This is a genomic window from Nocardia sp. NPDC004582, from assembly GCF_053602115.1.
Genome location: NZ_JBSGCY010000061.1, coordinates 17,966 through 37,449, shown reverse-complemented (window position 1 = coordinate 37,449; position 19,484 = coordinate 17,966). Strand labels below are relative to the sequence as shown.

Annotated in this window: 18 protein-coding genes; 11 read left to right on the top strand and 7 right to left on the bottom strand. The window is 64.7% G+C overall.

Features of this window, described 5'->3' with window-relative positions; translation table 11 throughout:
* Positions 1–135 precede the first annotated feature (135 nt).
* From ACWELJ_RS18540 to ACWELJ_RS18530, 3 genes are all read right to left on the bottom strand, one after another.
* Positions 136–456, bottom strand: a complete 321-nt coding sequence (locus tag ACWELJ_RS18540; protein WP_452367364.1) for a hypothetical protein — start codon at positions 454–456, stop codon at positions 136–138.
* A gap of 16 nt (positions 457–472) precedes the next feature.
* Positions 473–2,314 (bottom strand): dihydroxy-acid dehydratase, encoded by a 1,842-nt coding sequence (gene ilvD, locus ACWELJ_RS18535; RefSeq protein ID WP_452367363.1) that lies wholly within the window; start codon positions 2,312–2,314, stop codon positions 473–475.
* Positions 2,315–2,472: 158 nt separating this feature from the next.
* Positions 2,473–2,964: a PH domain-containing protein gene (locus ACWELJ_RS18530; protein ID WP_452367362.1), complete on the bottom strand. Its 492-nt coding sequence runs from the start codon at positions 2,962–2,964 to the stop codon at positions 2,473–2,475.
* Between the two features lie 320 nt (positions 2,965–3,284).
* Between ACWELJ_RS18530 and ACWELJ_RS18525 the strand changes: the two genes are divergently transcribed.
* From ACWELJ_RS18525 to ilvC, 3 genes are all read left to right on the top strand, one after another.
* Positions 3,285–5,240, top strand: a complete 1,956-nt coding sequence (locus tag ACWELJ_RS18525) for an acetolactate synthase large subunit (protein ID WP_452367361.1) — start codon at positions 3,285–3,287, stop codon at positions 5,238–5,240.
* Positions 5,237–5,740: an acetolactate synthase small subunit gene (gene ilvN / locus ACWELJ_RS18520; RefSeq protein WP_040860049.1), complete on the top strand. Its 504-nt coding sequence runs from the start codon at positions 5,237–5,239 to the stop codon at positions 5,738–5,740. Before ACWELJ_RS18525 ends, ilvN begins: the two co-directional genes overlap by 4 nt.
* A 73-nt stretch (positions 5,741–5,813) precedes the next feature.
* Positions 5,814–6,815 carry a ketol-acid reductoisomerase gene (gene ilvC, locus ACWELJ_RS18515; protein WP_452367365.1) on the top strand — a complete coding sequence of 334 codons (1,002 nt, stop codon included), beginning with the start codon at positions 5,814–5,816 and terminating at the stop codon, positions 6,813–6,815.
* Positions 6,816–6,912: 97 nt separating this feature from the next.
* Here the strand turns inward: ilvC and ACWELJ_RS18510 are convergent, their stop codons facing one another.
* Both ACWELJ_RS18510 and ACWELJ_RS18505 read right to left on the bottom strand, forming a co-directional pair.
* Entirely contained in the window at positions 6,913–7,356 is a 444-nt protein-coding gene (locus ACWELJ_RS18510) for an SRPBCC family protein (protein WP_452367360.1), read from the bottom strand.
* Positions 7,353–7,904 (bottom strand): ester cyclase, encoded by a 552-nt coding sequence (locus tag ACWELJ_RS18505; RefSeq protein WP_452367359.1) that lies wholly within the window; start codon positions 7,902–7,904, stop codon positions 7,353–7,355. The genes ACWELJ_RS18510 and ACWELJ_RS18505 overlap by 4 nt, the downstream gene beginning before the upstream one ends.
* Positions 7,905–7,952: 48 nt before the next feature.
* On the opposite strand from ACWELJ_RS18505, the gene ACWELJ_RS18500 reads away from it, so the two are divergent.
* A complete protein-coding gene (locus ACWELJ_RS18500) occupies positions 7,953–8,588 on the top strand; it encodes a TetR/AcrR family transcriptional regulator (protein ID WP_452367358.1) in 636 nt (211 codons plus the stop codon).
* Between the two features lie 76 nt (positions 8,589–8,664).
* Here ACWELJ_RS18500 and ACWELJ_RS18495 read toward each other — a convergent pair whose 3' ends face one another.
* Positions 8,665–8,889 carry a hypothetical protein gene (locus ACWELJ_RS18495; protein WP_452367357.1) on the bottom strand — a complete coding sequence of 75 codons (225 nt, stop codon included), beginning with the start codon at positions 8,887–8,889 and terminating at the stop codon, positions 8,665–8,667.
* Positions 8,890–9,141: 252 nt separating this feature from the next.
* Positions 9,142–9,912 carry an SDR family NAD(P)-dependent oxidoreductase gene (locus tag ACWELJ_RS18490; protein WP_452367356.1) on the bottom strand — a complete coding sequence of 257 codons (771 nt, stop codon included), beginning with the start codon at positions 9,910–9,912 and terminating at the stop codon, positions 9,142–9,144.
* A gap of 122 nt (positions 9,913–10,034) precedes the next feature.
* On the opposite strand from ACWELJ_RS18490, the gene ACWELJ_RS18485 reads away from it, so the two are divergent.
* The 7 genes from ACWELJ_RS18485 to ACWELJ_RS18455 all read left to right on the top strand — a co-directional run bounded on the left by ACWELJ_RS18485 (position 10,035) and on the right by ACWELJ_RS18455 (position 19,353).
* Positions 10,035–10,658 (top strand): TetR/AcrR family transcriptional regulator, encoded by a 624-nt coding sequence (locus ACWELJ_RS18485; protein ID WP_452367355.1) that lies wholly within the window; start codon positions 10,035–10,037, stop codon positions 10,656–10,658.
* Between the two features lie 64 nt (positions 10,659–10,722).
* Positions 10,723–11,967 carry a DNA cytosine methyltransferase gene (locus ACWELJ_RS18480; RefSeq protein WP_452367354.1) on the top strand — a complete coding sequence of 415 codons (1,245 nt, stop codon included), beginning with the start codon at positions 10,723–10,725 and terminating at the stop codon, positions 11,965–11,967.
* A 94-nt stretch (positions 11,968–12,061) separates the two neighbouring features.
* A complete protein-coding gene (locus ACWELJ_RS18475) occupies positions 12,062–14,623 on the top strand; it encodes a Z1 domain-containing protein (protein WP_452367353.1) in 2,562 nt (853 codons plus the stop codon).
* Positions 14,620–15,639 (top strand): PD-(D/E)XK motif protein, encoded by a 1,020-nt coding sequence (locus tag ACWELJ_RS18470; protein ID WP_452367352.1) that lies wholly within the window; start codon positions 14,620–14,622, stop codon positions 15,637–15,639. Before ACWELJ_RS18475 ends, ACWELJ_RS18470 begins: the two co-directional genes overlap by 4 nt.
* A 95-nt stretch (positions 15,640–15,734) precedes the next feature.
* The gene (locus ACWELJ_RS18465; protein ID WP_452367351.1) at positions 15,735–17,618 is read left to right on the top strand and encodes a hypothetical protein; all 1,884 of its coding nucleotides are present in this window, start codon (positions 15,735–15,737) and stop codon (positions 17,616–17,618) included.
* Positions 17,618–18,514: a hypothetical protein gene (locus ACWELJ_RS18460; protein ID WP_452367350.1), complete on the top strand. Its 897-nt coding sequence runs from the start codon at positions 17,618–17,620 to the stop codon at positions 18,512–18,514. The genes ACWELJ_RS18465 and ACWELJ_RS18460 overlap by 1 nt, the downstream gene beginning before the upstream one ends.
* Positions 18,511–19,353 carry a DUF6339 family protein gene (locus tag ACWELJ_RS18455; RefSeq protein WP_452367349.1) on the top strand — a complete coding sequence of 281 codons (843 nt, stop codon included), beginning with the start codon at positions 18,511–18,513 and terminating at the stop codon, positions 19,351–19,353. The genes ACWELJ_RS18460 and ACWELJ_RS18455 overlap by 4 nt, the downstream gene beginning before the upstream one ends.
* The last annotated feature ends 131 nt before the right edge of the window (positions 19,354–19,484 follow it).

Sequence of the window (19,484 nt, the reverse complement as noted above, 5' to 3'; positions counted from 1 at the left end):
GGGGGGTTATATGGTGGTTCGGGGCCGGGTGGGACCCCACGGCGGGATGCAGGCCGCCCCGGCCCGTTTGGGGGCGGGGGGGGGGGGCCCCCCCCCCCGGACCTGGTCAGTGAGTATGGGGGCGCGCCCGCACCTTCACTGGCGTGCGGTCCAGTCCTGCCATTCCTGGTAGGTCTCCTGGTGGAGCTGGAGCACCCGGCTCGACTTCGCGTCGATCTCCTGCTGCAGCAGCGTCCGGTGCGCCCCGATCCGAACCTGCTCCTCGGGAGTGGCCATGAACTCGGCATTGTCGAGGTCGCGCACCTCGGCCGCCAGGGCCTCGGCGTCGGCGAGCAGCTCACGCGCCTCGGCGTTGCGGGCGTCGGAGCGATGCAGCATCGCCGTGTAGTCGGCCAGCATGGATTCGGCCTTGCCGACGAATTCGGTCTCGGCTTGGCCGATGTATTCGATTGTCATTCCCTTGCTTTCTCGATTACGGCACGCGCCGGACGGCACCCTTGTCGGCGGAAGTGGCGAGCGCGGCGTACGCGCGCAGCGCGGTGGTGACCGGGCGCTCCCGGTTCACCGGCTGCCACGGCCGTTCGGAGGCTTCCATCTTCACGCGGCGCTCGGCGAGAACCGTTTCGGGGACCAGCAATTCGAGCGCGCGGGTGTGCACGTCGATGCGGATGCGGTCACCGTTCTCGATGAGGCCGATGGACCCGCCGCTGGCCGCCTCCGGGGAGATGTGGCCGATGGACAGGCCCGAGGTGCCGCCGGAGAAGCGGCCGTCGGTGATGAGCGCGCAGACCTTGCCCAGGCCGACACCCTTCAGGAAGGAGGTGGGGTGCAGCATCTCCTGCATGCCCGGGCCGCCGGAGGGACCCTCGTAGCGGACTACGACCACGTCGCCGGGCTGGATCTCCTTGCCCAGGATCTTGGAGACCGCCTCCTCCTGGGATTCGACCACCACGGCCGGGCCCTCGAAGGTGAACAGGTCCTCGTCGATACCGGCGGTCTTGAGGATCGCGCCGTCGGGAGCGATATTGCCGCGCAGCACGCACAGGCCGCCCTCGACGGTGTAGGCGTGCGGGACGTCGCGGATGCAGCCGCCCTCGGCATCGGTGTCCAGCGAGGACCAGCGGTTGGCGGTGGAGAACGGCTCGGTGGTGCGGACCCCGCCGGGCGCGGCGTGGAACAGCTCGAGCGCTTCCTCGGAAGCCTTGCCGGAGCGGATGTCCCAGGTGTCGAGCCACTCGTCGAAGGAGGCGGTGTGCACGGTGGTCACGTCGGTCTCCAGCAGCCCGCCGCGGCGCAGCTCGCCGAGGATGGCCGGGATGCCACCCGCCCGGTGCACGTCCTCCATGTGGTAGTCGGAGTTCGGCGACACCTTCGACAGACAGGGCACGCGACGCGAGATCTCGTCGATGGTCTGCAGATCGAACTCGATCTCACCCTCCTGCGCGGCGGCCAGGGTGTGCAGCACGGTGTTGGTGGAACCGCCCATGGCCACGTCCAGGGCCATGGCGTTGCGGAAAGCCTTGGCGTTGGCCACATTCCGCGGCAGCACCGAGGCGTCGTCGTCGCGGTACCAGCGGGTGGCGATGTCCACGATGACCTGGCCGGCCTTCTGGAACAGGGCGCGGCGGGCCTCGTGGGTGGCCAGGGTGGAGCCGTTGCCCGGCAGCGCCAGGCCCAGCGCCTCGGTGAGGCAGTTCATCGAGTTGGCGGTGAACATGCCCGAGCAGGAACCGCAGGTCGGGCAGGCGCTGCGCTCGACCTCGCCGAGTCCGGCGTCATCGACGGCCTGCGAGGCGCTGGCGGAGATGGCGGTGATCAGGTCGGTCGGGGCCTGCGCGACGCCGTTGACGACGACGGCCTTGCCGGCCTCCATCGGGCCGCCGGAGACGAACACCGCCGGGATGTTGAGCCGCATGGCGGCGTTCAGCATGCCGGGGGTGATCTTGTCGCAGTTGGAGATGCACACCAGCGCGTCGGCGGTGTGGGCGTTGGCCATGTACTCCACCGAGTCGGCGATGATCTCGCGCGAGGGCAGCGAGTACAGCATGCCGCCGTGACCCATGGCGATGCCGTCGTCGACGGCGATGGTGTGGAACTCGCGCGGGACGCCACCGGCCGCCCGCACCGCCTCGGCCACGATCTCGCCGACGTCCTTCAGGTGCACGTGGCCGGGTACGAACTGGGTGTAGGAGTTCGCGATGGCGACGATCGGCTTCCCGAAGTCGGAGTCGGTGAGGCCGGTCGCGCGCCAGAGCGAGCGAGCGCCCGCGGCATTGCGTCCGACGGTGGTGGTGCGTGAGCGAAGCGGTGGCATTGGTCCTCGGTTCGTGTCGCAGGGGGCTGTTGAGCGACTGGCCGGTGGCTCGCGACACGAGATTTCGGGTCTCGCGACGTTCCTCCGGCGGGCATCAACGTTACTCCCGGCCTATGACCCCGATTACCGCCGGTGGAAACTCTGCACCCCGGAAACGCCTACGCCTTGCCGGATTCGCCCTCGGTGTCGGCCGCCTCGGTGTGAGATTCGTCTGATTCGTCGGCTGCTTCCGGCTCCTGGGCGAACGGGTCCGGGATGCGTCCGCCGGAGGCGTCGACCAGGTCGGCGAGCCGGTGGTAGCCGACCGCGGGCAAGGTCACATCGGTGTCGTCGGCCAGGTGCAGCCGCAGGTATCCGCGTTTGGGGATGACCAGCCCGCGCACGTCGGCCCAATCGATGTGCCGGGAGCCGAACAGGGTGCGGGTGTCGATGCCATTGTCCGAGACGGTGGTCCGGGTCCGCTCGATCCACACCACCAGCGCGGCCGGGATCGCGAACAGGATCCACAGCACCTTGGGCGCCCCGAAGAACGGGAAGGCCACGGAGAACAGCAGGATGAACACCCCGAGGTGAGCGAGCCGGGGGATGCGGATCACGCGACCCGCGTCCGATTCGGCGCCGGGCGTGTGGGACGATCGAGCAGGTGGCACGGACTGATGCTGTGAGGACACACCCACATCCTCGCATCATGGTGAACGGACCCGAACAACCGCACTGTCTCACATAATGAGACCCCATAGGTCAGCTGTTTGACTGATCGACCAGCGCGCGCATACCGTCGAGCGCGTGAATCGAATCGAGTTGCTCGTAATCGGCCGGCGCGTCCAGCGCTGAGCCGACGACTGTAGGTCCATTACGTCAGCTCGCAGCTGCGACGCGCCACCCTCGAACAGCCCATGGCTGTCGGGGGCTTTTTTGTGTTCAGGCAAGTCCCTCGGACTGGAACGACAAGCAGTAAGGAACCAAGACGGTGAGCGCACCTACCGCACGGCCCGGGCCCTCGGCCCGTAAGCCGGCGCCTTCGGCCCAGCCGACCGCGGCTCCGGCCGCGACCCCGAACCGCCGCCAGGTCCCGCCCGAGCGGGTCACCGGCGCGCAGTCGGTCGTCCGTTCGCTCGAGGAACTGGACGTCGACACGGTATTCGGTATTCCGGGCGGTGCGATTCTTCCCGTCTACGACCCGCTCTTCGATTCCACCAAGGTCCGCCACGTGCTGGTCCGCCACGAGCAGGGCGCGGGTCACGCCGCGACCGGCTACGCGCAGGCCACCGGCAAGGTGGGTGTGTGCATGGCCACGTCCGGTCCGGGCGCGACCAACCTGGTCACCCCGATCGCGGACGCGCAGATGGACTCGGTGCCGCTGGTCGCCATCACCGGCCAGGTCGGCCGTTCGCTGATCGGCACCGACGCCTTCCAGGAAGCCGACATCTCCGGCATCACCATGGCGTGCACCAAGCACAACTTCCTGGTCACCGACCCGATCGACATCCCGCGGATGATCGCCGAGGCGTTCCACATCGCCTCCACCGGCCGTCCCGGCGCGGTGCTGGTCGACATCCCGAAGGACGTGCTGCAGGCGCAGACCACGTTCTCCTGGCCGCCGGAGATGAAGCTGCCCGGCTACCGTCCGGTCACCAAGCCGCACGGCAAGCAGGTCCGCGAGGCCGCCCGCATGATCATGGAGTCCAAGGCTCCGGTGCTCTACGTCGGCGGTGGCGTGATCAAGGCAGACGCCTCGGCCGAGCTGCTGGAACTGGCCGAGCTGACCGGCATCCCGGTGGTCACCACCCTGATGGCGCGCGGCGCGTTCCCCGACACCCACACCCTCAACATGGGTATGCCGGGTATGCACGGCACCGTGGGAGCCGTTGCGGCGCTGCAGCGTTCGGACCTGCTGATCACTCTGGGCGCGCGTTTCGACGACCGCGTCACCGGTCAGCTGGACTCGTTCGCGGTGGGCGCCAAGGTGATCCACGCCGACATCGACCCGGCCGAGATCGGCAAGAACCGCCACGCCGACGTCCCGATCGTGGGTGACTGCCGCGAGGTCATCACCGAGCTGATCGAGACCCTGAAGGCCGATCCGGCCACCGGCGGCAAGACCCCGCTGCTGGACCTGACCGAATGGTGGGGCTACCTGAGCGGCGTCCGCGACGCCTACCCGCTGGGCTGGAAGACCCCGTCGGACGGTTCGCTGTCGCCGGAGTTCGTCATCGAGAAGCTGGGCCAGCTGGCCGGTCCCGAGGCGATCTACTGCGCCGGCGTGGGCCAGCACCAGATGTGGGCCGCGCAGTTCATCAAGTACGAGAACCCGCGCACCTGGCTGAACTCCGGTGGCCTGGGCACCATGGGCTACGCGGTGCCCGCGGCCATGGGCGCCAAGATGGGCATGCCGGACTCCGAGGTCTGGGCCATCGACGGTGACGGCTGCTTCCAGATGACCAACCAGGAGCTGGCCACCTGTGCCGTGGAGGGCGTGCCGATCAAGGTCGCGCTGATCAACAACGGCAACCTGGGCATGGTCCGCCAGTGGCAGACCCTGTTCTACGAGCAGCGTTACTCCAACACCGACCTGGGCACCCACACCCTGCGCATCCCCGACTTCGTGAAGCTCGCGGAAGCGCTGGGCTGCCACGGTATTCGCGTGGAGAAGGAAGAGGACGTGGAGGCCGCGATCCGCGAGGCGCAGTCGATCAACGACCGTCCCGTGGTGATCGACTTCATCGTCGGCAAGGACGCGCAGGTGTGGCCGATGGTCGCCGCCGGCACGTCGAACGACGAGATCATGGCCGCGCGCGGCATCCGCCCGCTGTTCGACGACGACGAGCAGGCCTCCGAGCCGGCCGTCATCCACGAGGCCATGTCGCACGAGAAGGCTTCGCTGGCCGCCCACGAGCGCGCCTCCCAGAAGGGGACCGAGGAATGACCACCACCCACACCCTGTCCGTGCTGGTGGAGGACAAGCCGGGCGTGCTGGCCCGCGTGGCCAGCCTGTTCTCCCGGCGTGGCTTCAATATCCAGTCGCTCGCGGTCGGCGGCACCGAGATCCCGGAGATCTCGCGCATGACCATCGTGGTGACGGTGGAGGACCTGCCGCTCGAGCAGGTCACCAAGCAGCTCAACAAGCTGGTCAATGTCATCAAGATCGTCGAGCAGGACACCGATTCCTCGGTCGCCCGTGAACTGATCCTGGTGAAGGTGCGCGCCGACGCGAGTGTGCGCACCCAGGTGATCGAGGCCGTGAACCTGTTCCGCGCCAAGGTGATCGACGTGTCGCCCGACGCGCTGACCATCGAGGCCACCGGCACCCGCTCCAAGCTGGACGCGCTGCTGCGCATGATGGAGCCGTACGGCATCCGTGAGATCGTGCAGTCCGGCGTTGTCGCCGTGGGTCGCGGACCCAAGTCCATCACCGCGACCCGGTAAAGCCCGCGATAACCGCTGGCCCGATACTTCTCACTAACCAAACAATCTGAAGGGAACCACTGTGGCAGTCGAGATGTTCTACGACGACGATGCCGATCTGTCGATCATCCAGGGCAAGAAGGTCGCCGTGATCGGCTACGGCAGCCAGGGCCACGCGCACTCGCTGAGCCTGCGCGACTCCGGCGTCGACGTGCGCATCGGCCTCAAGGAGGGCTCGAAGTCCCGCGCCAAGGCCGAAGAGGCCGGCCTGACCGTCGGCACCCCCGCCGAGGTCTCCGAGTGGGCCGACGTGATCATGGTGCTCGCGCCCGACACCGCGCAGGCCTCCATCTTCACCAATGACATCGAGCCGCACCTGAAGGACGGCGACGCGCTGTTCTTCGGCCACGGCCTGAACATCCACTTCGGTCTGATCAAGGCTCCGGCCAACGTCACCGTCGGCATGGTCGCCCCCAAGGGCCCCGGCCACCTGGTGCGTCGCCAGTTCGCCGACGGCAAGGGCGTTCCGGCCCTGATCGCCATCGACCAGGACCCGACCGGCACCGGCCAGGCGCTGGCCCTGTCCTACGCCAAGGGCATCGGCGGCACCCGCGCGGGCGTCATCAAGACCACCTTCAAGGAAGAGACCGAGACCGACCTCTTCGGTGAGCAGGCCGTGCTCTGCGGTGGCACCGAGGAACTGGTCAAGACCGGTTTCGAGGTCATGGTCGAGGCCGGTTACGCGCCGGAGATGGCCTACTTCGAGGTGCTGCACGAGCTCAAGCTGATCGTCGACCTGATGTACGAGGGCGGCATCGCCCGCATGAACTACTCGGTCTCCGACACCGCCGAGTTCGGTGGCTACCTGTCGGGCCCGCGCGTCATCGACGCCGGCACCAAGGAGCGCATGAAGGCGATCCTGACCGACATCCAGGACGGCACCTTCGTCAAGCGCCTGGTCGCCAACGTCGAGGGCGGCAACAAGGAGCTCGAGGGTCTGCGCAAGGCCAACGCCGAGCACCCGATCGAGGTCACCGGCGCCAAGCTGCGCGGCCTGATGAGCTGGGTCGACCGGCCGATCACCGAAACCGCCTAAGGTTTCAGGTCCTCGAAAGGGCCCGGCATCCGATTCGGATGCCGGGCCCTTTCGTCGTCGTGTCCGGCTGCTCCCTCCTCAGTCGGGCACACCGGCGTCACGGGGTGGCGCGGCGCGCGACCGTCTCCAGGTCCACGCGCAGGGAGCGGGCCAGCAGCGGCGCGACGACCGGCAGCAGGACTCTCGCGAACGTGGCGGTCGGTTCGATGTGCCAGCGGTAGGAGACCCGGGTGTTCGGCCCCTCGGGTTCGAAGTCGATCTCGTACCGGCCGCCGAAGGGACTGTCGAGCACCGCGTTGACCGAGCGGCGGGGACGTTCGTAGACGGTGTAGTCGGAGGTGCTGCGCATGGCGCCGGGGCCGACCTTGGTCACCATGACATAGCGGGGAGTGCCGTCGGCCCGCATCTCGTAGTTCTCCACCGCGGTGATCGAGTCGGACAACTCGACCAGGCGCTTCATCTCATTGCCGAAAACGAGATCCCAGGTCTGCTCCTGATCGAGCGGAAACAGGGCTTCGCCGTGGATGGTTCGGGTGGTCATGGGCGTGCCGTTCGTCGTAGTTGGTGCCGGGCATGGCGTTTCGCGCGCGCCATTCGAATCAGGTAGATGGGGTTCGGTGGGACCCAGCCGAGCTGCTGGGCCATTCCGAGGTCGTCGCGATTCGCCCAGTGCTCGGCGATCTTGCCGTTTTCGATTCGGAACCAATGGGATTGGGTGATCGCGAAGGTCTTTCCGGTGGGCGGGAAGACGGTGTCGACCTTGCCGTCCTCGGTGTGGAAGACGATCGCTGCGGTGTGGCGGCCGCGCATCGTCGAGTTGACCGTGACGAGATCGCCGTCGGTGACGGCGTGGTGGATCTCGTACGACAAACCCTCGAACGCGGCTCGCAGCCACAGCGCCAGTTCGTGGAAGGCCGCGGGCCCGTTTCCCTTCGCCGCCGGTGGCGCCGCCCGGCGTTCCCGGGTGAATCCGTCCGCGGCGATGACCTCGTCGAAGTCTGCGCGGCTACCGCGCGCCATGGTGTGGATACTGCGGATCGCAGTGGATTTCGGGTCGCTGGACACGGCCGTGAAGTTGGCGTTCATCATTGCCCCAAATGGATACAGTTAGACTGCATCTAAAGTATCGGACGGGTGATGAACGAAGTCAAGAGGTCATACGACGCCTCCCGACGCCAGGACCAGGCGCGGGCCCGTCGGCGGGCGGTCGTGGTGGCGGCGCGGGAGCTGTTCGAACGGGAGGGCTTCCGGGCGACGTCGATCACGGCGATCGCACGCCGGGCGGGAGTCTCGGCGGAGTTCATCTACAAGGCGTTCGGCACCAAAGCGGCGTTGGCCAAGGCGGTCTTCGACTTCGTGATCGCGGGCGACGACGAGGAAGTGCCGGTGGCGCAGCGTTCCTCGGTCCAGAACGCGCTGGCCGAACCCGACGTGCACCGCAAGATCGAGCTCTACATCGACGGCCTGGCCCTGCGCCAGCAGCGCTCCGCCCAGGTGCAGATCCTCATCCGCGACGGCCGGCACACCGACGACGCGCTGGTGGAGGTCTGGCAGAAACTGCTCGACGAGCGGCTCGCGGGCATGACCATGTTCGGGCGGCATCTACTCGATACCGGGCAGCTGCGCGACGGCCTCGATCTCGACGAAGTCCGTGACGTCCTGTGGACCTACATCGCCGTGGAGTTCTACGAACTGCTGGTCCTCGCCCGCGGCTGGCCGCTGGACCGCTACGCGCGGTGGATCGCCGGCGCCATTTCGGCGGCGCTGACCTGAATGCGCGAAGGCCCGCCGGGGAATTCCCCGGCGGGCCTTCGCCGTTCGCGCGGGAAGGAGGGCCGCGCGAGCGTGGTTACCAGCTGCCGAAGCTGCCCGGCAGCAGGTGCCGCCACCAGCAGTCGTCGTCGTGGCGGTGGGGGCGGTTCCAGTCGTCGCGATCGCGCCACCAGCCGTCCCGATCCCGGTCGCGGTCATGACCGCGGTCCCGGTCCCAGCCAGGGTTGTTCTGCTGGTGCGGCCAGGCGACGTCGGCGGGTGCGCTGTCGACGGGCACCTCGGCGCTCGCCGGAATCGTCACAGCCGCAAGCGGAATCACAGCGATAGCACCGGCGACGGCCACGCGGGCCGCCGTCCGGCGTAGAAATGTCTGCTTCATGGTCAGCACAATGCCCGAGTAACCTCCGCGCGGGGAACGCTTTTCCTGTGAATTCAGGGCGGAATGGTCCTTGTGTATGACCTTCACCCCGAGACACCCTGAAACCCATTGCACGGCAACGGCCCCGCAGGATTACTCCCGCGGGGCCGTTCGCAATTCGACTGTGGCAGTGAATCAGTAGTGCGTGCCGCCGTCGATCCGGATCTCGGTGCCGGTGATGAACGCACCGTCGTCCGACGCCAGCATGGCGACGACACCGGCCACGGTGTCCGGCGAAGCGAAGCCCTGCCCGATACCCGGCGCCAGCTTCATGAACAGGCTCAGATCGGCGTCCGCCGGCAGACCCGGCCCCCGGCCGCTGGTCATATCGCTCGAAATCGACCCCGGCGCGACAGCGACCACACGCAGCCCCTGCTTGGAGTATTCCGCCGCCAGCGCGTGCGTCATGGACATGATCCCGCCCTTGGACGCGGCGTACGCGGACATGTACGGGTGCGCGAAGAACGCGGACGTAGAGGTGAAGTTGACGATCACACCCTTGTCCGAAGCCAGCAGCTGCGGCAGCGACTCCTTGATCATCAAGAAGGTGCCCGTCAGGTTGATGGCGATAATCTTGCTGAAATCCTCGACCGGCTGCTCATGCGTATGCGCGGACCGCAGAATCCCCGCCGCATTGATCAGCGCGTCGATGCCGCCCAGCGCCTCGACAGCCGCGGCCACCCCGGCCTTCACCGACGCCTCATCGGAGATATCCACGGTCAGGGTCGTGAGCCGATCCCCATTCCCGTTCTCCGCCGCCTGCTTGGCGGTCTCCGCGAGCCCCGCCTCATTGACGTCAGCCCCCACGACCTGCCCACCCTCGGCCAGGATCCGGTGCACGGTAGCCCGCCCAATCCCCGACCCAGCCCCGGTGATCACTACTCGACGCCCGTCAAAACGCTCCATTGCGACTCCTTAGCTATGTTCCAGCCTCTGCAAGACACGTTACGCCTATGTGGCACGTCATGCCAGAGTGGCATCCCGTCGACTAGGATTGGTTCAACCAACCCGCCCAAAAGGAGGTGAAAATGTCCGCCCACCCCATACTCCGCCCCACCCTCGCCGAACGCCGCAAACAAGAAACCCGCATGGACATAGCCCGAACCGCAGCGCGCCTGTTCGCGGAACACGGCACCTCCGAGGTGACGGCGGAGCAGATCGCCTCCGAATCCGGCGTGGCCTTGCGCACCTTCTACCGCTACGCGAGGACCAAGGAGGAATCTGTCGAGCCCATGCTGGCCGCGGGCGCGCAACGGTGGCTCGCCGACATCGCCGCCGGTCCACACCGTCTCCCTACCCCGGCCGAATTCGAATCCGCCGCGGTCCGCTCCCTCACCCTCGGCGACAGCCCCGAAGACCTGGAGATCACTCGCGGATTGCTGCACGCGATGAACGATGATCAGGCGTTGCGCTCGATCTGGCACCGAATCAACCTCGAGGCCGAGCGTGAGCTGTGTGGCGTCCTGACGGAACTGGCTGGACCGCACGCCGATTCGATCGAGATAAGGGTCGCCGCCGCCGCCGCGGCCGGCGCTGTACGGGTTGGGCTGGAGCTATGGGCCGGGGGTGCCCTCACTCCGGACGGGCAAGGGTCGCCGGAGGAGCTCGTTGTCGAGTGCATGAGGCGGTTCGGTACACCGGCCCGACGCTGAAACCTTGTGTCATTGGGTGGATGAGTGGGAACGCCAGGAGATTGCACCACTAGGATCTGATCTCATGCCCTCCGACACCGTGGACGTCGAACTGTCCCTCGATGCCGTGGATCCATCCAAGGTCGAGATGATCGACCTGTTCGCGGGCCCGGGCGGTTTGGATGTCGCAGCCCGATGGTTGGGAATTCCGGCGGTCGGAATCGAAGTTAACGAAGACGCATGTCGGACACGGCGGCAAGCCGGTCTCGGTACTCGGCACGCGGATGTTCGGAACCGTGCTCTGCTGGACGATTTTCCGAACGCGAAGGTCCTCACCGGGGGTCCGCCATGCCAGACGTATTCGGTAGCCGGCGCGGGCGCGGGACGCCGCGCGTTGACGCAGGTTCTCGGGTTTGTCGACCGAATCGCCCGTGGCGAACGAGAAGCGGTCGAGGACGACCTGGGCAAACTCGACGATGAGCGAACTGGCCTGGTGCTGCAGCCGCTGCTCTGGGCGATCGAGGCGTTCGAGAAGGACAGACCGTTCGAAACAATCGTTCTCGAACAGGTTCCGACAGTGAAACCGGTGTGGGATGCCTATGTCCCGATTCTGAAGGATCTCGGTTACGACGTTGCCGTCGATCTGGTTCATACCGAGCAGTTCGGGGTTCCTCAGACCCGCCGGCGGGCGATTTTGATTGCGTGCCGAAGTCGCGAGGCCGTCTTTCCTCGGGCAACTCACCGCCCTTATAACAAGCGACTGAAGCGCACGGAAGGTGTTGCCGCGCTACGAGAATGGGCCACCTTGGGTGAGGCGTTGACACCGCCGCGGGCCGACTGGGTGAAAAAGCTCGAATTGCCCAAGCGGCCAAGCGCTTTCGAGGTGGTCTCGAACTACGGCACCGGCGGGGATCCGAAGCTGCGCGGCAAACGTTCATCGAACGAGCCGTCCGCGACGGTCACTGGAAAGGTTCGCCGCAATCGGATTGTGGCCGACGGTGAGGACTTCGCGCGATTATTGCCGGGGGAAGCGGGCCGCTTGCAGACTTTCCCGCTCGATTACCCGTGGTCGGGCAACGATCAGTATCAGCAGGTCGGCAATGCTATTCCACCTCGTGTCGGCGTGCATATCCTGGCTGCGGCGCTCTTCGGCAAGAAGCCGAACGAGGACGCGCTTGATCGTGCGGTCGGTGGATCGTGGTACGAAGCCCTTGCCGATCTGCATCAGCTTCGACCGTCTCTCGAAGCCTTCCCGGACCGGGAGGAACCCGCCGATTCGGGGCGGCAGGCCGAGCTGTTCCCCGTGGACCTCGACAGACTGCCTGTCTAGCGAGGTATGACGGTTAGTGCCAATCTCATCGAGGTAGCGGTAAACGGCCTTACGCTGTGGCGAGTACCTGGCAACCGAACCTAGGGGGAACGCAGTGTCCGAGCCCGATGACGACGGCTTGTACGAGATCTTCGAGGCACTTCTCGATCGGTACACGCCCGAGAATGCGATCAAGCGGCTTGCGGGCCTCGCTTCACCCGCTGCGGTGCAGAGCATTCGGGACCGGCATGAGCACAACCTGATTCGCATCCGCGAGATGGAGGAACCGCGTGCCCTCTTTCTCGACAACCGCATTACGTGGTACACCGGACCCCAGCCGGGGGACAAGTACTGGCCCTCGTTGCGCGCCGTACTGTCCGGCGACGGATGGTCGACCGAGGCTATCGACAACCTGGACGAATCGTCGACCAGAATCGTCTCCCTGCTGAACCATCCGCGTGAGAAAGAGTTTTCGGCCCGAGGTTTGGTGGTCGGATATGTCCAGTCCGGCAAGACAACGAGCTTCACTGCAGTCACCGCGAAGGCCGCGGATCGTGGGTACAAGCTCTTCATCGTCCTGGCCGGCATTCACAACGGCCTGCGGCGCCAGACCCAGGCGCGGCTGATCAAGCAGTTGGTGGAACCCAATCCAGGCGGTTGGTCCCAAATCACAGATCTGGAGCACGATTTCACGCCTACGGCGAACCCAGCTAGCTACTTCAGCAAGGCGAACAACACCCACGTCCTGTGCGTCGTCAAGAAGAACGCGACGGTCATGCGTAAGCTCGTCAGGTGGCTGAGCGATGCATCGGAGTACCTGACTGATTGCCCTGCACTGATCATCGACGACGAAGCCGATCAAGCGTCCGTTGCGACGAAGTCGATCAACCCGCTCATCCGGAAGCTGTTGGACAGCTTGCCGAAGTCGGCGTACGTGGGGTACACGGCTTCGCCGTTCGCTAATTTGCTGATCGATCCGTCTGCCGACGACCTATATCCCCAGGACTTCATCGTCAATCTACCCAAGCCGGCCGACCATTACGGCACGGAAGTCCTGTTCGGGCGCTATGCGCTCGACGGCGAGAATCCGGAAGACGTCGATGATGGCTGGGACATGATCCGGACCATCCCGGATGACGACGTGCCGCTGGTGCGGCCGAAGACGAAGGCGGAAGCCGAAGGGTTTCTGCCCACCATTACGGACACGCTTCGCAATGCGGTCCTGTACTTCTGGCTCGGTACGGCGGCGCGGCGCGTGCGCGGCACCGGAAACCCGCACTCCACCATGCTGATTCACACCAGCGTCCGAACTTCGGTCCACAACAGCTTCCGTGAACCACTCGAGTGGCTCCGCGACGCGACAGTGCGCAAGCTGGACGAGCTGGGCACGCTGGCCGAGCTTCGGAAGCTGTGGGATGAGGAGACGGCCAAGGTTGCTGCCTCGGACTTCGGTGAGGCGAAGATCGAATTCGACGAGCTGCTGCCGGAACTGCGCGGTGTGCTTCGTGATTGTCGAGTCATCATGGACAACTCGGGCAGTGTCGAGCGGCTCGACTACGAGAACGGTCCGGTGGTCGCCATCGCGGTCGGGGGAAACACACTCTCCCGCGGCCTGACCCTCGAAGGCCTCATGGTCAGCTACTTCGTCCGAGCGGTGACCGTCTATGACACATTGCTCCAGATGGGGCGATGGTTCGGATATCGCACCGGGTATGCAGACCTGCCTCGCATCTGGATGACCGACGAGCTCATCGACTGGTTCCGACACCTGGCGACTGTCGAGGTCGAGATGCGGCGCGATATCGATATCTATCTCACCGAGGACAAGACGCCCCGTAGTTTCGCGGTTCGGCTGCGAACCCACCCTAATCTCAAGGTAACCTCAGCTGCGAAGATGGCCGACGCGGTCAATGCACACGCAGGCTACGGTGGAAAACGTGTTCAGACGCGCTATTTTCATACGAATTCAGACTGGCTCCAAGTGAATCAATCTGCTGCCCGCGCGTTGGTCCAGCAGAGCGTGGCAGCTGGGGCTCGTGTTGAAAAGCGTGCCGCTGTTGGGGATTTTATTTTTCGGGATGTCCCGAGTGATCTCGTAATCGATTTTTTGCGGTCCTACCAATTCCATGAGAAGTCGCTGGAGGTTGATGGGGATCTAATGGGTAGGTATATCGAGCGAAGAATCCATAACACGGGTGCGTTAAGGCGGTGGAATATTGCGATTATCGGCAATGATCCTGATTCCGCCTTGGACGACTTTGAATTCGCCGATGGAATCGTAGTCAAGACGATCGTCCGGTCGCGGCTCAACACTTCTGCCACGGATTACGCCTACATCAAAACGCTCATGAGCCCGCGCGATGCTGCCATAGATCTGGACGGTCTGAGATCGAATGCTGAGGAAGCGGAGATCTTCGCGGAGCGAGCCAAGCAGCTGCCCGATACCGGGCTACTCGTGCTGTACGCGATCGACAAGGTTTCCGAGCCCAGCCGGAATAAGAGAACTCGTACCGCTCTGAATGCCGAAGAACATGTTATCGGTGTCGGGCTCGTCTTTCCCAATCCAGTGCAGGGTGACACCGTCGTTGCCTATGAGGCGAAGTACATCTCGGCGGACCTATCGGGTATCGAACCGGAGGAGGAGGACCTGAGCATCCTCGAAGCGGAGGACCAGTGACCGACCCCGGTCGCCGCGCCGAACTCGATGAACACTGGCGGCAGCTCGGGCTCGGTCACCCGACGAAAGAAGGGGCACTTCGGGTCTCGGATCTTTCGGTCGAGACGGACAGAGGTGCGGTCTCGGCGGGCATCGATTCGGCCGGTTGTCGGCATCTTCTGGTGCCCATCAAATCTCACCAAGTAGTGCGGAAAGGCATTGACGGTCCGGTTCTGCAACTGCGTTCGCGGCTACTCGAATCCGAAGACGAGTACCAGAACTACGCTGATCTCGGTTGCCTGCAACCTGCATTCGATGGTGTGTTCACCACGTTGTGTATCGATGTGCTGGAAGCGATATCGAGCTCTGCGAGCAATCCGATCAAAGGTCTATACACGGCGTTGGACACGTGGCGGGCGTTGTTCCAGACGGCGGGCCGCAGGTTGGGGCCCGAGCAACTGGCCGGATTGTTCGGTGAGCTGCTGGTGCTGCGTCGGATGCTCGAGCTGAACAGCAGCTCGCAGAGTCTGTGGAAGGGTCCGACCTACTTCCGACACGATTTCTCCACTGCGACCAGAGCATTGGAGGTGAAGGCATCGACCGCAAGTGAAGGCCGAAGGATTCGGGTCCACGGCCTCGACCAATTGGATCCGCCTGTCGGCGGCGAGCTATGTCTGGTGTGGGTTCGGCTGGAACACAATGATTCCGGAGGTATGACCCTTCAGGCCCTTGTCGACCGCGTGCTCGAACTCGCCGACGATACGGTCGGACTGCTGGCGCAACTGCACGAGGCGGGCTATCGCGCCCAGGATATTGCGCACTACAGCAAGGTTGGGTTCATCGTCTCCGAAGAGCGTTGGTATCGCGTCGATTCGGACTTCCCGCGCCTGACGAACAGCATGCTTGCCGACGCCGGCGTCACCGTGAAGGTGCGGGATGTCGAATACAGTGTCGATCTTTCGTTGGAACCGTCCGCCACTCTGAGCGATGACCGGGCGACCGAATACCTGCTCACCATGATCGAGGAGATGGTTTGACAGCGCCGGGGTGGTTTTCGCAGCCCTATCCGCCCGAGGGCGCGAGTGCAGCGGAAGGTATCAGAAACCAGCTCGGAAAACCCGAGCTGGATCATATGACGATCCTGGTGCGGGAGTCCGCTCAGAACAGCTGGGATGCCCGAAAAAGCCCCGGAACCACCGTCGATTTTCGGATCGATCTACAGACTGTCAGTGCGGCTCATACTGCGGCGTGGCGGCAGCATATGCTCCGGAAAGCTCCGCTCAACGAGCACCTTCCGCTACGGGAGTCGTTGCGAAACGGTGTGATTCGACTGCTGTCGATCTCGGACCGGGGAACTCTCGGATTGGGCGGCCCGACCCGTGCCGACGAAGTGACCGGAGCTCGTACTGATTTCGTCTCGTTCCTGAGAAATATCGGCGAACCACGGAACACTGTTCTTGGTGGCGGGACATATGGATTCGGCAAGGGCATCCTCTATCTGATGTCTCGGCCCGGCGTGGTCATCGTGCATACCCGTTGCGAATACGAGGGTAGGTTCGAGACGCGACTCATGGGCGCCGCGATGTGGAAGAGCTACTTGGCGGCGGACAGCAACCTCGGCGAGCGTCGCTTTACCGGACGGCATTGGTGGGGTGACGACTCTGGTGATGTGATCGAGCCTTTGGTGGGCGCGGACGCTGAGGCGGTGGCCCAGCAGTTGGGTCTGCGGCCGTTCGGCGTCGACGAGACTGGAACAACGATCACGCTGGTAGACCCCGATCTGGAGGACTCCGAGCCAGCGGAGGTAGCGGCGTATCTCGCGGAAACGATCGCATGGCAATTGTGGCCGAAGATGGTCGAACAGCCCGACGGGACGGTCCCGATGCGGTTCGCCGTGACCTGCGATGGGATCAGCTACCCGGTTCTTGATCCTGCGGAAGCGCATCCGCTGCGGCTGTTCGTTGCGGCCTATCGGGCCATGTCCGGTTCCGACGGGCGTGACCTGTGGTGCAAGCGTCCGAAGCGTTTGCTGGGCAGATTGGGTTTACAGCGCAAGCCGGCTTTGCCGACGGAACCAACGAGGGCCGCGGAGATCGCCGGTATCGACCGGAGCGTGCATCATATCTGTTTGATGCGTCCGGCTGAACTGGTCGTGACCTACTGGCAGGGCCCCAAACCCGCCAGCGAACTCATTTCGTACGCCGGCGTCTTCCGCGCCGATGTCGCCATGGACGATGTCTACGCCTCCGCGGAGCCTCCAACACACGACAGCTGGAACTTCCAGTCGCTCGAGAATCCGGATCGATCATTCGTCAGCACCACGTTCCGCCGATTCACGGAGGAGCTCGACGGGTTGCTCGATCTGGCGGGCAGTGGGGCAACCGAGGTCTCCCAGGTGTCGCTCGGAGCTGCGAGTGACAAGTTCGCTCCGCTGGTAGGCGGGGCTTGGGGGATTGGCAGCGCGACGGATTATGGGCGGCCGGGGGACACGAAAGCACCGGTGCCCGGTCGTCGCCCGGCGCCGCGCGAAGATCCTGAGTTCGACTACGAGTACATCGAACCAGCACCTGCGCCGGGCACGGCCGGAGCCAATGGCAACGGTCAAGGCAAAGGATCGGGTGACGGGACGGAGGGCGGCGAATCGGCGGGAACGCCTGTCGCAGAACGGCGCAGGGTGCCGCGTGCGCGAGTCACCTATTGCGGTGATCCGTATCTGGACGAGTACCAAGGGACAGCTGTGCTGATTCAGGAGTTTCAGCTGCCGGCGCCGATCGTGCAGCGCGTCGGTGTCGAACTGGCAATCGCGCTGACGACAGACGGTGGTCGCGAGACCGACCCGCCGCTCGGTGCCGAACAACCTGCTCTGGTCGGTTGGGAGGATGACCGTGGAAACCTCAGCGCTACGCCTTCTTACGTCATCGAGGGCGGCGACGGCAAGATCTGGAAGGCCGTGGTGAAGCCCGCCGCGGACACCATGACGGAGATCCTTATCACCGTGCAGCGGGTGGGTGTCTGATGCAAGTACGAGCCTTGCCGTATCGAATTCCCGACGCCTGTGCAATCGACGCCCACCAGTGGCGTCTCGACCTCGACGGCGGCGAAATCCCCATGCCCGAGGCGTACCCGCATTGGGACTACCAGACTGTGTTGACGCTCCGCAGACAGGTTGAAATCGATCTGGGCCGGGTGATCTCCGAGTCGAAGCTGGCTCCAGGCACCCCGCTGGCACTTGCAGTCGTGTGGACTGCGACGGGATCGAGTCTGCGTGGAACCGGAGCACGTATACCGCTCACCGCGGACGGACCCGTTGAAGTCGTGGTGGTCCTGCCGGGTGCCGATCTGGGCGGCACGCTCCAACTCGACACGATCCTCGTGCTGTCGGAGCGCCGGATCGGTTCCGACCGACCGGTGGCTGCCCGCCGTGCCGGATCGGTGCTCTGGAGTGATCGGCACAGTATCCGTCTCCAGGGTGATGCGCCTCAATTTCCCATGGCCATCATTGATTTCGAGAATACGACTTATCCTGACGATGCTGGTTGGTATCTCGAAATCGGATCCAACCTGGAAGCCGCCACGATGGGGTCGCTGCTGCTATTGGTGAACGAACGGAAGCGGGTTATTGCGAGTGCGCTCGAGAACGCGGCGAAGCCCCGTGCTCAAGACCAGGTCGCACTGTCGATGGTCTATATCGATGTCGCGCGGACGATGATCGAGCATGCTTTGGCCCAACCCGACTTCGAGGACTCCATGACCTACCCTGACGATTCGTTGGGGGCAACATTCCAGGCATTGTTCGCGAGGTTGTTTCCGTCAACCACGATCAGCGAGATCCGAACGCTCGCTGCTCGTTCGCCGAGCCGACTTGCATCGGACGTCCAGGCGGCGATCAACAATCTGGAGGGCCTTGCATGAGTTTGCTCTACCCGCGGCTGCTCAAACCGCGAGCCCGCGAACTCGCTCTCGAGCAGCGGGCTCTCGAGCTCGAAGCGTTGACCGGGAGGTGGCGCGTTTCGGACGAGTCCGCTGTGTACATTGCAACCGGAGGGGCTCGAGCACAGGGCGAAAAGTTGCTTCGAATTCGCGAGCTGGTTCTGGCCCTGGCCGAAAGTTCAGGCTACCCTGATCGCCCGAGTGCGACGCAGGCCGCCGCGTTCGATCTGGCCGTCGCTGAACATCTCCATCATGAAATGCACCTGGCTCCGGCCGAAGCATCGGCCACGGACGTTTGGGCATTCCAGTCCCTGGTTCTGATGCCGGATATCGCGCAGTGGCGATTCCCCGGGAAGACCGCGTCGGACCGCGCGTACAATGAGCGTATCCGCGGCTCGAGGTTGGATCGGCATGTCTTCGGTCGGCTCTGGTGGCGAGCGCAATTGGTCCACGCGCCGGAGGACCCCAATCCCTATGCTGCACTGCAGGTCCTGGGTGAAGCTGCATTCGACCAGATCTATGCGCGCCGATCCACGCTCGGCGGTAGCCCCCATATGGTCAAGGCGATCTTGAGGGTCTGGAACAGACTGGACCTGCGTGGACTGACCGAGCGTGACGTTTTGCGTGACTTTTTGAAGAGACTGCTTCGGTTGGCGCCCTTCGTCTCCTTCGATGCGGTAGATGACGACAGTCTCGACATCGAACTGCGGGCAGTCGCTCACGAAACCGTGTTCGCGGCACTGGTTCTCGCCGGGTTGGACGGGTACGAAGCGTCGCAGCGGGCGAACGCGGCTGTCGCGGGAACAGCGGCCGTCGGATGACCGCGGGCCGGTCGGTGCTGATTCAGCGAGAACAGCACCCCGGATTCTGCGAGGGTGTGGATAACGCCGGGATGTGGATAGTCGCTGCGGATACGCTGGCAGAAGCCATTTTCTGGGCCCGCGTCCTGGGT

Coding starts and splice junctions, on each gene's coding strand:
- ACWELJ_RS18465 (WP_452367351.1), top strand. CDS start 15,735: ATGACGATCCTGGTGCGGGAGTCCGCTCAGAACAGCTGGGATGCCCGA.
- ilvD (WP_452367363.1), bottom strand. CDS start 2,314: ATGCCACCGCTTCGCTCACGCACCACCACCGTCGGACGCAATGCCGCG.
- ACWELJ_RS18500 (WP_452367358.1), top strand. CDS start 7,953: ATGAACGAAGTCAAGAGGTCATACGACGCCTCCCGACGCCAGGACCAG.
- ilvC (WP_452367365.1), top strand. CDS start 5,814: ATGTTCTACGACGACGATGCCGATCTGTCGATCATCCAGGGCAAGAAG.
- ACWELJ_RS18490 (WP_452367356.1), bottom strand. CDS start 9,912: ATGGAGCGTTTTGACGGGCGTCGAGTAGTGATCACCGGGGCTGGGTCG.
- ACWELJ_RS18505 (WP_452367359.1), bottom strand. CDS start 7,904: ATGATGAACGCCAACTTCACGGCCGTGTCCAGCGACCCGAAATCCACT.
- ACWELJ_RS18485 (WP_452367355.1), top strand. CDS start 10,035: ATGTCCGCCCACCCCATACTCCGCCCCACCCTCGCCGAACGCCGCAAA.
- ACWELJ_RS18455 (WP_452367349.1), top strand. CDS start 18,511: ATGAGTTTGCTCTACCCGCGGCTGCTCAAACCGCGAGCCCGCGAACTC.
- ACWELJ_RS18540 (WP_452367364.1), bottom strand. CDS start 456: ATGACAATCGAATACATCGGCCAAGCCGAGACCGAATTCGTCGGCAAG.
- ACWELJ_RS18460 (WP_452367350.1), top strand. CDS start 17,618: ATGCAAGTACGAGCCTTGCCGTATCGAATTCCCGACGCCTGTGCAATC.
- ACWELJ_RS18510 (WP_452367360.1), bottom strand. CDS start 7,356: ATGACCACCCGAACCATCCACGGCGAAGCCCTGTTTCCGCTCGATCAG.
- ACWELJ_RS18480 (WP_452367354.1), top strand. CDS start 10,723: ATGCCCTCCGACACCGTGGACGTCGAACTGTCCCTCGATGCCGTGGAT.
- ilvN (WP_040860049.1), top strand. CDS start 5,237: ATGACCACCACCCACACCCTGTCCGTGCTGGTGGAGGACAAGCCGGGC.